We start from the raw sequence: 13177 nt of genomic DNA on the forward strand, positions 1-13177 counted from the left end.
AGGTAGTGGTGGTCCCCGGTCGCGTCGACGCTTGATGTGAGGCTGTTTCCCATGTTCGAACCGGTCATAGCGCCCAGCGGAACCCTGCTCGGCCTCCTCCAGAGGGGCCGCGGCGACGGGACGCTGCACGCGCTCACCGCACCGCGGGCCGAGGCCCTCGCTGCTCTCAACCACTGTGTGCTGCGCGACCCCCGCCACGACTGGCAGGTGGAGAACCGCTCCCTGTACTACGCCCGGCTCTACCTCGATCTGCACGGCGAGCTGGACGAGATCGAGGCGCACCTGTTCGGCGCCGAGGATGTCCTGGACACCGACGAGTGCCGCACCGGGCTGGCCCTGGCGGTCCTCGGGCATCTCGCCTCGTACGGCAGACGTGACGCGCTGGCACTGCTGCGCAGATACGCGGCCTCGGGCAGCAACTGGGCCTGGGCCCTGGACGAACTGGCGCTGCGTGACGACGACGCGGGCCTGCGTGCCCTCGCCGGACCCGTCCTGGCGCGCTTCCCGGCCGACGCCGAGGGCGAGGCGGAACTCGCCGTCGCGGTCCGGGACGCCTTCGAGCCGCGACCCTGGCGACTGTGGGCGGAGGACCCCCGCGCATCCATCGCCACGCGCGTGCGTGCCGCCCAGGAAGCGGGCTGCTTCGACCGGTGGCAGCGGCAGTTGCGGCCGAACGGGCCCCGGCCCGGGTGGAGCGTCCAGGCCGTCTTCGACTGGGCCCAGCAGGGCATCGAACGCGGAGCGGCGCTCCATGTGCCGGCCGCCCGCTGTCTCACCGCCGTCGCGGGCCCCGAGGACCGGGACGAGATCGTCGAGGCCGCCCGCTCGGGTGGTGACGGGGCGCGTTGCACCGCCCTGCGCTACCTCGCCGACAGCAACGATCCTGACGCCCTCGACCTGGTCGAGGCCGCCGTGTCCGCCGGCTCCGCGCTGGTCGTCGACGCGGCCGTGGACGCCTTCGAGCGCATGCGCAGCGTCGCCGCCGTCGACCGGGCACGCGGCTGGGTCCACCGGCCGGACGTCCTGGGGGCCGCCGCCGGGCGCGTGCTCGCCTGCCGGGGCGGCGCCCAGGACAGCGACCTGGTGCTCGCGGCGCTACGGGAGGCGGTACGCGGCGAGGGCCCCGACGCGCCGACCCTGTGGACCCTCGTCGACGGCGCCGGACGGCTCGGCATCGCCTGCGCGGCTCCCGTTCTGCGCCATGTCTACCGAGAGACCGCCTCGTCCCATCTCCGTGGCCGTGCCGCCCGCGCCCTGGCCGCCACCGACCCCTCCTTCGCCGCCGGATTCGCCGTCGAATGCCTCTGGGACTGCGAGGAGTCCACCCGTGAGATCGCCGCGCGGCACGCCGAGACCGGGGACACGCGCGTCGTGGAGCAGTTGCGCCGGCTCGCCGCGGACCCGGCCGAGGAGGCCGAGGTCCAGACGGCCGTACGCAGCCGGATCGGGCCAGACAGGCCGGCCGCATGAACGTTCGGCGGCCGGGGACGCATGAGCGCACGGATACGGGCTGACGTGCTCTGCCGGGCAGCACCCGCTCATGGGGGCGTTCTCCGGCCGGGGGGCAGGCGATCCGGAACCGGTTGTGACATCGCAGACACCTGGGCGCGTCTGCGCCGTTTGGGTCGTTGTCGGACCGAGGACCTAATCTGTGCACCGTGACTTCGCCTGCACCGACGGACAGTGTTCCGCCCCAGCTCAGCGCGGGGCCGCGCCCCGCTCAGGGTCCGGCCGCCGACGAGGGGCTGGCGCGGCGGTTGCGCGCGCTCGCCTGCACCGCGCCGATCCACGACCTGGACGCGCGCAAGGCGAACCTCGCGGGTGAGTACTCGGTGTACGGGATGGCGGAGATCGCCCTCGCCGCCATCGACCTCGTCACGCTGAACATGGACTTCGACACCGGCGCGGACCACGAGCAGATAGTGGCCCGGCTCGTCCCGCGCGTCGCCGCCCAGGCCGCCCGGCGCCCGGCTGCCGAGCACGAGCGGGTGGCCCGCTGGGTGCTGGAGAACCTGATCAACGTCGGCAGCGTCGACCGCGGCTTCCGGGCCGTGTACGGCACCTTCGCCCCTGACGGCACGTACGTCCGCCGTGACTACGACTTCAAGCTGATCGAAGAAGTGCCGGGATCCGGTGGCATTGTCTACCTCCGGACGACGGACGAGGCGGTCAACGTCCTCGTCGGCGCCCTCGACACCGACGTCACCAGCGCCCAGATCGCCGCCGAGGTCAAGCTTGAGGTGCTGATCAGCCGTGGCCGCCTCGCCGACGCCCAGCTCGCCGCCGAGCAGGCGCGCTACCGGACCGTGCAGTACTCCGAGTCGCTGCGCAGGGCACTGGAGGCGACCCGGCGCAACGTCCGCGCGGTGGACTGGCTGAACGCGGTACCGGACATGATCGCCGAGGCGCTCGACCACGTCGCCGACCGCTACCGCCACGAGAACGCGATCCTCACCAACATCCGCAAAGCCCGCGACGAGTCGGAGGATCCCGAGCAGAAGCGGCGCGCCGCCGAGCTCGTCGACATCGTCAAGGACTGCATCCGCAGGCACACACAGCTGCAGTCGCGGCTCCTGGAAGCGGGCCCGCTGTTCCGTGCCGAACAGGACCGGCAGGCGTTCGCCACGCCGATGTCGACCTCGGGCACGGACCTCTACGGACATCTCCTCGCGCCGGTGCTGCCGCTGCCGCTGGAACAGGCGATACGCGTCACGGACGCCTTCTTCGCGCACGGGACGGGTCTGCGCACGCCCGCTTCCGTGCGGGTCGGGGACCTCGTCGACCTGCTGCTGACGCCTCCCGTGGAGCGCGAGCACCTCGGGGCCGAGATGCCGGAACCGGATCTGATCGCCACGCCGGACGACAGCCGTTTCAGCGAGGAGCAGTTGGCCGCCGCGACGCAGTTGCTCGACCTTCCGGCGGACGCGCCCAGGCGGCTGTCCGGGCTGCTGGCCGAGGCCCGCCGCCAGGATCCGGATCTGCCGTATCTGGTGGCGCTGCTGGCCGTGCACGCGGCCAGCCCGCCGGTCGGCACGGCGTACCGGCAGGGCGAGGAGAAGCTGCTGTTCGCCGTGGACGACGGTACGGAGCTGGACGACCCCGAGTTCGGAGGCGCAGACCTCATCGTCGGGACGGCCCTGCTGGACGCGGCCGGCATGGCGGCGGACCGGACGGAAGCGGCATGAGTAAGAACGAGTACCAGCGCAACAAGGAGCACCGACCGTGACCGAGCACGTCGACCCGAGCGAGCCGGAGGCCGCCGCGCCGGTGAGTGCCGCCGTCACCCCCGCCGACGCCGCCGACGCGGCGCGGCTCGTCGCCTTCGGGCTGCAACCCAAGCTGCAGCCCGCGCGTGACCAGGAGTACGCGGAACTGCTGCGTCGCTACCGTGAGGACCCGCCGTTCGCGCGGCTCGCCGACGCCGTCGCCACCGGGCTCGGGCTGGTCGTTCTGGAGGTGTCCCCGCGCGCCGGCATGGCTGTGACCGCGGCCGAGGACTCCGTGTTCGCCGTCCGGATGGGCGACTACGCGCGTCGCACGTCGGCCGACTCCGGGGACCGCTTCCTGCACGGGCTCGCCCATCTCGCCGTCGCCGCCCTGGCCTTCCCACGCCCCGAGGACCTCGCCGACGACGGCTACATCGGGCGCGTCACGGTCAACGGAGTCGACGCCTTCGTACGCCAGGCCTGCCGTCGGCTGGAAGAGCGGGCCGAAGAACAGGGCGAGAACACCGACCCCGCGACGGACGCGCCAGGACTGGAGGCGGCCTGGCGGATCTGGGCCAGGCGCAGCGCGGCCGGGGCCACCAAGGACGCGCGCAGACTGGCAGGTTCGACCACGGGCATCATCGCCAAGGCCGTCGCCTTCCTCACCGACTCCGGGTTCCTGCAGCGCACGGGCGACGACCACGGCGGCACATTCCGTACGACGGCCCGCTACCAGCTCCAGGTACGCGACATGGCGGCCGGAGCCGCCATGACCGAGTTGCTCGAACTGGGCGTCGTCCCGGTCACCGACGGTACGGCGACCCTGCTGCCCGCCGAGGACACCGACGACCTGGAACTGGTGGCCGACGCCGGACTGCCGTTCCACTCCTGAAGTTCCGCAAGCCGTCAAGGCCCCCGAACTTCCGCACGTTTCCGAAGACTTAGCACGAATTACGACGAGAGTCCGCCGCCATGTACGAGCTGTCCCGGGTCCGCCTCTACTCCATCGGTCCGGCCGGTGCGCGCTATGCCGACACCGTGCTGAACCTGCGGGGTGTGGGTGATCCGGTACCCGACCCCGCGCCCATCCAGGCGGAGTTCTTCGAGGAGGAGGCCGCGGGGCCGCCCCGTCGCCCCGCGCCCGCCGGCGTGCTCTTCCTGGAGAACGGCGGCGGCAAGTCCGTCCTGCTCAAGCTGATCTTCTCGGTGATGCTGCCGGGCCACCGCAACACGCTCGGCGGCGCGAGTTCAGGTGTGCTGCGCAAGTTCCTGCTCGCCGACGACTGCGGGCACGTGGCGCTGGAGTGGCAGCACACTCTGACCGGCGAGTGCGTCGTGGTCGGCAAGGTGAGCGAGTGGCGCGGACGCCAGGTCTCCAATGACCCGCGGAAGTTCGCCGAGGCCTGGTACTCCTTCCGGCCGGGCCCCGGGCTCAGCCTCGACAGCCTCCCGGTCGCCGAGTCCACCGCGGTACGACCCCCTGCCGAGGGCGCGTCCGGGGCGCAGGGGCGGCGCCGCACGATGAAGGGCTTCCGGGACGCCCTCACGGAGTCGGGCAAGGCGTACCCGCATCTGGAGGTGCACTGGGAGGAGATCCACGACCGCTGGAACGAGCACCTGACGGACCTCGGTCTCGACCCCGAACTCTTCCGCTACCAGCGGGAGATGAACGCCGACGAGGGTGAGGCCGCCGGCCTCTTCGCGGTCAAGAAGGACTCCGACTTCACCGACCTGCTGCTGCGTGCCGTCACCGATACCCGGGACACCGACGGACTCGCCGACCTGGTCAGCGGGTTCGGCAACAAGCTGGGGCGGCGCGCCGAGCTGATCGCCGAACGCGACTTCACCGCCGGTTCCGTGGACTTGCTCGGGCGTATCGTCGAGGCGGCCGAGGCGCGGTCGCGGGCCCGGGACGTCCACACGGGTGCCGAGCGGCGGACGCGCACACTGGCCCGACGGCTGTCCGCGCGCGGGGTGCAGGAGCGGGTGCGGGCCGCCGACCTTGCTCAGCGGGTGACCGCGGCCGCGTACGCCGTCACGCATGCCGAGGGCGCTCGGGCGCGCAGTGCCCTGATCGCCGCCGAACTCGCTTACCGGCACGCCTCCTTGGCGCTGACCGGGGCGGAGAAGTCCGCCGCCGCGCAGAAGCGCGAGCTGGCCGACGCGCGCCAGCTGTACAGCGCGTGGCAGGCCGCGGAGGCCGTGCTGCGCCACCGTGCCGCGGCCGACCGCTCCGCACGCGTGGCCGTCGCGATCCGCGAGGCGGAGCGGGACGCCGCGCCGGCGCTCGCCGCCCGCGCCAAGGCCGCCGTCGATCTCGTACGGGCGTTGCACGCGGCCGCCGAAAGCGCCGAGACGCTCGCCAACGAGGAGGAGGAGCGCTCCGCCACGCTCCAGCAGGCCGGTGACGGCGCGTACCGGGACTCGACCGCCGCCGCCACCCAGGCGCAGCGCGCGCGCAGTGAGGCCGGGCATCTGCGCCAGCGTCTGAGCGAGGTCGAGCAGGAGACCGCCGAAGCCGTACGGGCCGGCTGGCTGGACGACAGCGCGCCCGACGCCGACCCGGCGCGGGCCGCGCTTGCCGCGAGTGACGCCGAGAAGACGGCAGTCGCGGCCTGGGACACCGCACGCGAGGCCGCCCGCCGGGCGTCCGAGCACGCGCGCGAGGCGGCGTCCGCCGAGTCCCGCGCGGAACTGACGGCGGCCCGCTCGGCGGACGCGGCCACGGCCGCCGAGCGGGCGTACGAGGCGGAGCGCCGGACGGCGCAGGCGCTGGCGACGGAGGAACGGCTGGCGGAACTGCTGGGCATGTCCGGCACCGGCGTACGCACCCGCGTTTCCGGACCCCGCCGTGCGGAAGACCCGAGCGCGGCCGAGGCCCCGGCAACGGGAGAAGGCCCGCTCGCCCCCGAGGAACTGGACGGCTTCGCCGACGAGCTGCGCGAACTGCTCGACACCTCCGTCTCCTCCGCCGAACGGCAGCTCTTCGAGCTGCGGACCGCTGCCGCCGACGACGCACGCATCCTCGGCGCCCTCGGTGACGGCGGACTGCTGCCGCCCGGGCCGGACGTGCTGGCGACCGTCGAATTCCTCGGTGAGCACGGCATTCCGGCACTGCCAGGCTGGCGCTACCTCGCGCAGGCCGTCGACCCCGCCGACCACGCGCGTGTGCTGTCCACCCGGCCCGAACTGGTCGACGGCGTGATCATCACGGACCCGGACTCGCACACCAGGGCCCGCGAGGCGCTCGGCGACGCCGCGCTCCTGCCGCGCTCCGCCGTCGCCGTCGGCACAGCCGCCGCGTTGCTCGCCCCGGCCCCGAGCGAGGACACCGGCGGTGTCTTCCTGGTACCGCCGAACCCGGCCATGCACGACGAGCACGCCGCCGACGAGGAACGGCAGGCGCTGCGCGCGCGAGCCACCGATCGGGACGAGGAGATCCGCGCGCTCGCGTCCCGGCTGGGGAAGGACCGCGAGCTGGCGGCCCGGCTGGCGTCCTGGCGCGCCGGCTGCCCGGCCGGCCGGCTCACCGAACTCGCCGCGGCCGCCCAGGAGGCGCGTGCGTTCGCCGAGGAGACCGAGGCCGAACTGGCCGAGGCGCGAAGTGTCCGAGCCGAGGCCGAGGAAGCCGCTGCCGAGACCGCGCAGATCCGCGACGAGCGGCAGGAGGCCGCCCAGAAGGCCCGGCGCGCCGCCGACGCGCTCGCCGGACTCGCCTTCCGGTTGCGTGAACGCGCCGGCTGGCAGGTCACGTTGCGTGAGCTCGCCGACGAGGCGGTCGAGGCGGAGGCCCGTGCCCAGTCCTGTCTGGATCGCGCCCGCGCCGCCGACGAGGACCGGCGTGCCGCTCAGCGCGCCGCCGACGACGCCCGCCGCACGGCCCGCTCCCTGCGCGCCGAACGCGCCGAGATCGCGGGCGCCCCGGACGACGTGCCCGAGGACGACGAAAACGCGCCGAAGGCGTCCCTGCCCGCCCTCCGTGAGGCCTACCGGGCCGCTTCCCAGGTGTACGAGAAGGTCGGCGTCGGTGCCGATCTGCGGGCCGAACAGGCGCGGGCGGAGAGCGACGAGTCCGCCGCGCTCGCCGAGCTGGACCGGCTCAGCAACAAGGTACGCACGCGCGCCGAGCAGCTCCTGCAGTCCCCGGACGGCTCCGACGGCCCCTCCCGACAGGCCGCCGCCGCGCGCGCCGAGGAGCTGGTGCAGCTTCTGGAGACCCGTATGTCCACGGCGAGCGAGCAACTCGGCCGGCTTCGCGGCGAGGCCGAGCGGCACGCGCCCGAGAACGGCGAGGCGCACACCGAGCTGCCTGAGGAACTGGTCCCGGGGGACACCGAGCACGCCCAGGCCCTACTGCGCCGGACCACCGGTGAACTGGCCACCCGCACCGAGGCACTTGGCCAGGCCCGCGAGGCCCACACCGAACTCCTCGACGCCCACCGGGCTGCCGAGGACGCGGCGAGCGGCTTCGACGAGATCGCCGCGATGCTCCGCGATCTGCTGCGTGAGAACGCCGCGGACGATGAGCAGGAGGAGCCGGAGCCGTACCCGGGCACGCTCGAGGAGGCCCGGCGTTCCGCCGCGGAGGCCCGCCGGTCGCTGCGCGGCTGCGCCGCTGACCTGTCCGCCGCCGAGGCGGCCGTGCGTGAGGCGAGCGACGTGCTCGTACGACACGCCAACTCCACTCGGTACGAGCAGGTTCGTACGCCCGCCCGGCAGCAGATCCGCGAACTGCCGGCGTCCGCGCTGCCGGAGCACGCGGGACGGTGGGCGGCGGCCTTCGCACCCCGGCTCCGGGTCCTCACCGACGAACTGGCGCAACTGGAGCGCAACCGGGACTCGATCGTGGACCGGCTGCGGGGGCTGGTCGAGTCGGCCCTGACCACCCTGCGGTCGGCCCAGCGGCTCTCCCGCCTTCCCGAGGGGCTGGGCGAATGGTCAGGGCAGGAGTTCCTGCGCATCCGCTTCGAGGAACCCGACCAGGCCACGCTCACCGAACGGCTCGGCGAGGTCATCGACGAGGCGACCCGCGCGGCCGTGAAGAAGAACTCCGACCTGAGGCGCGACGGCATGTCCCTCCTGCTGAGGGGGGTTGGCGCGGCGCTCCAGCCCAAGGGCGTCGCCGTGGAGATCCTCAAGCCGGACGCCGTGCTGCGCGCCGAGCGCGTGCCGGTCGGGCAGATGGGGGACGTGTTCTCGGGCGGTCAACTGCTCACCGCGGCGATCGCGTTGTACTGCACGATGGCCGCGCTGCGCTCCAACGACCGGGGCCGCGACAAGCACCGTCACGCGGGCACGCTGTTCCTGGACAACCCCATCGGGCGCGCCAACGCGACCTATCTGCTGGAACTCCAGCGGGCCGTCTCGGACGCGCTCGGCGTCCAGCTCCTGTACACCACCGGCCTGTTCGACACCACCGCGCTCGCGGAGTTCCCGCTGGTCATCCGGCTGCGCAACGACGCGGACCTGCGGGCCGGACTGAAGTACATCCGTGTGGAGGAACATCTGAGGCCCGGGCTGCCGCAGCAGCCCCAGGCCGAGGAGGCGGTGCACAGCGAGATCACGGCGACACGGATGTTCAAGCGACCGTAAGGGGCGCGGGGCTGCCGCATCATGCGGCTCCGCCGGGTGGGTCTGACCAGTCATGGACCACCCGCGGTTCTCCACGATCCGTCGCCGCGCCAGCGCGGCTCCGCGCCCTGCCCCACGGTCACTTGGCCAGGGCGCGGGTGCCCCCGCATCCACGGGGGCACGGGGTACGCGCACGCACCCGATGGCCTGGCCTCACGGGTGCGACAGCCGACCCGCCCCGCTCTGCCCGCGTATCCGTTTCTGCTTCCGCTCCACGGCCCGCGCCTGCCGACGGGCCGTGCGGCGCTCACGGCGCAGCGCCCGGGCCGTGCTGCTCGGAACCGACACCACCCCATGGCGCTGGTTCCACACCTGGCGCGTCACCCAGACGTCGAGCACACCCCATGTCGCCACCACCGTGCTGACCACGCTGCTCAGCACCATGGGGAAGGCCAGCCAGGACTCGGCCAGTGTGCACAGGAAGGCGATCACCGCCTGGATCAGTGTCACCGCGATGATGAGCACCGCCCGCACCGCCGCCGTACGCACCGGATCCGGCAACCGCCGTCTGCGCGCGGGCTCCTCGACCCACAGCGGACGGCGGTACGTCGCTTCGTACCGCTCCTCACCCGTGGTGGTGGCCCGCTCGCCTGCCAGAACGGCGAGATCCGGTCCCTGCGCGTCCCGTCGCGCCGCCGCGGGCCTCGCGCTGCCCCTCGCGGGCGTCTCGCGCCGCTCCGCCGTGCCCATCAACTCGTCACTCCCCACCGCCCGCAGACCGCCCGTCCCGGTGTCAACCGACCCCGGCTCCCAGTGGTTGCCCGGCTTGCGCTGCTTTACGCCGCCTGAGTGCGGCATGAGGCGCCTGGGGCTGATTCTGCCCCCATTCCTGTACAGGAAGACGATCGGCGTTCCGTGAAGATTCCCACCGGAGGAAGAATTCCAGCCAAACCCGCCCCACCTCCCGGCCGGAATCGCTCTCGCGCACTTTGCCGGTTCCGGAGCGGCAATCTCCCGTAATGACGGGACAACTGCCCATGTTCCGTTGAGCGTTCAGGGGATGACGCGCCAGGTCGGCCCTTCGAGATCCCTGTGAGTCGGTAGTAGGCTCACGCCGTTTGTTGTCGCACATGTGTACCCCCGGGCCGGAGGGGGGCGAGCTGGGGGAGGCCATGCGCTTTCGCGGGAAGTCGATCCGCCGGAAGATCGTGGCGCTGCTTCTCGTGCCACTGCTGTCCCTGACCGCCATCTGGGCCTTCGCGACGCTGCTCACCGGCCGTGCGGCGCAGTCGCTGTTCAACGTCTCGTACGTCGTCGAAAAGGTCGGCTACCCCACCGAGGACACCGTCCGGGTGCTTCAGCAGGAACGCCGCCAGTCCCTGGTCTACCTCGCGGACCCGCGCGCCTCGGACGCCCTCGCCGCGCTCCGCCGCAGCCGCGCCGCCACCGACGAGGTCGTGACGAAGCTCCGCGTCAACAGCAAGGACGAGGACCTGCACGACGGCATGGGACAGGGCACCACCGAGCGCCTCACCTCGCTCCTGGACGCCCTCGACGGCATCGGTTCGCTGCGCCGCGGCGTCGAGGACGGCACCGTCGACCGGCCCCAGACCCTCGACCTCTACAACCGCCTGGTCGACCCCTGCTTCGCGCTCCTGACCGACCTGCGCGTCCTGGACAACGTGGAGATGGACAAGCAGGGCCGTGCGCTCGTCAACGTCTCCCGTGCCCGCGAACTGCTCTCCCGTGAGGATGCTCTCCTGGGCTCCGCACTCGTCTCCGGCCGGCTCACCCGTGACGACATCCACGGCGTCTCCGACCTCGTCGCCCAGCGCGCCGTGATGTACGACATCGGCCTGCCGATGCTGCCGGGCTCGGAGAGCGCACGCTTCCAGCGTTACTGGAAGAACGCCGGCACAGCACCACTGCGCGTGGCCGAACGGGCCGTCATCGACGCCACCCCCGGCACTCCGCAGGGCGTGACGGCGAAGAGCTGGGACGCGGCCGCGGGCCAGGTCCTCGACCGGCTCGACACCATGAGCGCGCAGGCGGGCGACAGTTACCAGGACCGGGTCCGTCCGCGCGCCGTCCACGTCATCGTCAAGGCGGCGGTCGCCGGCGTCCTGGGCCTCGTCGCACTGCTGATCTCACTGATCATGTCCGTCCGCATCGGCCGTGGCCTCATCCGTGATCTGCGCAGGCTGCGCCTGGAGGCGCATGAGGCCTCCGGAGTGCGGCTGCCCAGCGTGATGCGCCGCCTCTCGGCGGGCGAACAGGTCGACGTCGAGACCGAGGTGCCACGCCTGCAGTACGACAAGAACGAGATAGGCGAGGTCGGAAAGGCCCTCAACACCCTCCAGCGCGCCGCCGTCGAGGCCGCCGTCAAACAGGCCGAGTTGCGTGCCGGGGTCTCCGAGGTCTTCGTCAACCTCGCCCGCCGCAGCCAGGTCCTGTTGCACAAGCAGCTCACCTTGCTCGACACCATGGAGCGCAGGACCGAGGACACCGACGAACTCGCCGAGCTGTTCCGCCTCGACCACCTCACCACACGCATGCGCCGCCATGCCGAGGGCCTCGTCATCCTCTCCGGCGCGGCCCCCTCCCGGCAGTGGCGCAAACCCATCCAGCTCATGGACGTGGTGCGCGCCGCCGTAGCCGAGGTCGAGGACTACGAGCGCATCGAGGTGCGCCGACTGCCCCGGGTGGCCGTCACCGGACCCGCGGTCGCCGACCTCACCCACCTGGTGGCGGAACTCCTGGAGAACGCCACAGTGTTCTCCCCGCCGCACACCGCCGTGCAGGTCGTCGGCGAGCGCGTCGCCAACGGCTTCACCCTGGAGATCCACGACCGCGGCCTCGGTATGTCGGCCGAGGCGCTTTTGGACGCCAACCTGCGGCTCGCCGAGACCCCCGAGTTCGAACTCTCCGACACCGACCGGCTCGGCCTTTTCGTGGTCAGCCGGCTCGCCCAGCGGCAGAACATCCGCGTCTCCCTCCAGCCCTCCCCGTACGGCGGCATCACGGCCGTCGTCTTCATTCCCGACGCGCTGCTCACCGACGACGTCCCGGACACCAACGGCCACGGCTTCCGCCTCGACCGCGCTCGGCCCGACAAGAAGGCCGGGGCCGAGGAGGACCGCCCGACGGCGCTGCCCCAGAGCCCCGTCAAGCTCCCCGGTATTCCGGCGTCGATCCTGGACGGGCCGGTAGAGCTGGAGGCACCGGTCGACCTGGACGCGCTCGACGGCTTCCCGGACGACCTCGATGAAGGGGACAGTGACCGCGGCGGCTTGTTCCGGCCCCGCCCCTCCCTCGCCAAGGCCCCGAGCGAGCAGCACCAGCAGGCGCGCGACAGGCGGGGTGAGGCGGCTCGCCCCGGCGACTTCGGCCATCCGGGCACCCCCGTCCCGCTGCCGCGCCGCCGGACCCCCAAGCTGGTCAGCTCCCACGGCCGCCCCGTGAAGGAAGCGGGACCGGGGGACGGCGGGGAACCGGAGCGGCCCGAGCGGGACACGACGGAGCTTCAGGAGGCCGAACGGCACTCTGGCGGCTCGGAGGAGGCCACCGGCGGCGACACGCGCGCCCACGGTGACCGTCCGCGGATTCCCGCCCTGCCCCAGCGGCGCCGCACCCGGCCACCGGCCGGTTCGGATCGAACCGACCAGCGCCAGGATCCGCAGGCAGAATCAGCAGAAGCGGGCACGGGCGCGTTGCCCCGCCGAGTACGGCAGGCCAGCCTTGCCCCGCAGTTGAAGCAAGACCCCATCGCGCGCGACGAGCCCGAGCAGTCCCGCACCGCGCCCGGTGCGGGACCCGCCGAACGCGACGCCGACGAGGTCCGCAGCCGTTTCGCCTCGCTCCAGCGGGGCTGGCAGCGCGGCCGCGAGGAGAAGGCCGCGGGTGACGACACCCGGGACGACTCAGCACCAGGAACGACAAAGGGAGACGGTCGATGACCGCACCGAAGGCCGCAGGGCCCACCGCGACCAGCACGCCGCCGGGAGAGCTGAACTGGCTGCTCGACGACCTGGTGGAGCGGGTCGCCAGCATTCGCAAGGCGCTCGTGCTCTCCAGCGACGGCCTGCCCACAGGGGTCTCCGGGGAACTGAGCCGGGAGGACAGCGAGCACCTCGCCGCGGTCGCCTCCGGATTCCACAGCCTCGCCAAGGGAGTCGGCCGGCACTTCGACGCCGGCGGCGTCCGTCAGACCGTCGTCGAACTCGACGAGGCCTTCCTCTTCGTGACAGCCGCCGGCGACGGCGGCTGCCTCGCGGTCCTGTCGGACGCCGACTCCGACGTCGGGCAGGTGGCCTACGAAATGACCTTGCTGGTCAAGCGGGTCGGAGTACATCTGGGGTCTGCTCCGCGTACCGATCTGCCCTCCGGCGGGTAGTGGGATG

The 13177-nt window shown here is 72.7% G+C and carries 7 protein-coding genes; 6 read left to right on the plus strand and 1 reads right to left on the minus strand.

The annotated features are described in order from the left end of the window. Positions 1–51 precede the first annotated feature (51 nt). From ACWDEX_RS27410 to ACWDEX_RS27425, 4 genes are all read left to right on the plus strand, one after another. Positions 52–1470 carry a HEAT repeat domain-containing protein gene (locus tag ACWDEX_RS27410; protein WP_450466826.1) on the plus strand — a complete coding sequence of 473 codons (1419 nt, stop codon included), beginning with the start codon at positions 52–54 and terminating at the stop codon, positions 1468–1470. A gap of 188 nt (positions 1471–1658) precedes the next feature. Continuing rightward, positions 1659–3185 (plus strand): hypothetical protein, encoded by a 1527-nt coding sequence (locus ACWDEX_RS27415; RefSeq protein ID WP_450466827.1) that lies wholly within the window; start codon positions 1659–1661, stop codon positions 3183–3185. A gap of 37 nt (positions 3186–3222) precedes the next feature. After that, positions 3223–4098, plus strand: coding sequence for a hypothetical protein (locus tag ACWDEX_RS27420; RefSeq protein ID WP_450466828.1), 876 nt, complete (start codon positions 3223–3225; stop codon positions 4096–4098). Positions 4099–4178: 80 nt separating this feature from the next. Continuing rightward, entirely contained in the window at positions 4179–8798 is a 4620-nt protein-coding gene (locus ACWDEX_RS27425) for a hypothetical protein (protein WP_450466830.1), read from the plus strand. A 192-nt stretch (positions 8799–8990) separates the two neighbouring features. On the opposite strand, the gene ACWDEX_RS27430 is transcribed toward ACWDEX_RS27425, so the two are convergent. After that, the gene (locus ACWDEX_RS27430; RefSeq protein ID WP_450466853.1) at positions 8991–9527 is read right to left on the minus strand and encodes a hypothetical protein; all 537 of its coding nucleotides are present in this window, start codon (positions 9525–9527) and stop codon (positions 8991–8993) included. A gap of 422 nt (positions 9528–9949) precedes the next feature. Here ACWDEX_RS27430 and ACWDEX_RS27435 point away from each other — a divergent pair, with 422 nt between their 5' ends. Then, positions 9950–12733 (plus strand): nitrate- and nitrite sensing domain-containing protein, encoded by a 2784-nt coding sequence (locus ACWDEX_RS27435; RefSeq protein ID WP_450466831.1) that lies wholly within the window; start codon positions 9950–9952, stop codon positions 12731–12733. After that, positions 12730–13170, plus strand: a complete 441-nt coding sequence (locus tag ACWDEX_RS27440; protein WP_450466832.1) for a roadblock/LC7 domain-containing protein — start codon at positions 12730–12732, stop codon at positions 13168–13170. The genes ACWDEX_RS27435 and ACWDEX_RS27440 overlap by 4 nt, the downstream gene beginning before the upstream one ends. Positions 13171–13177 lie beyond the last annotated feature (7 nt).

This window comes from Streptomyces sp. NPDC001020 (assembly GCF_053599115.1).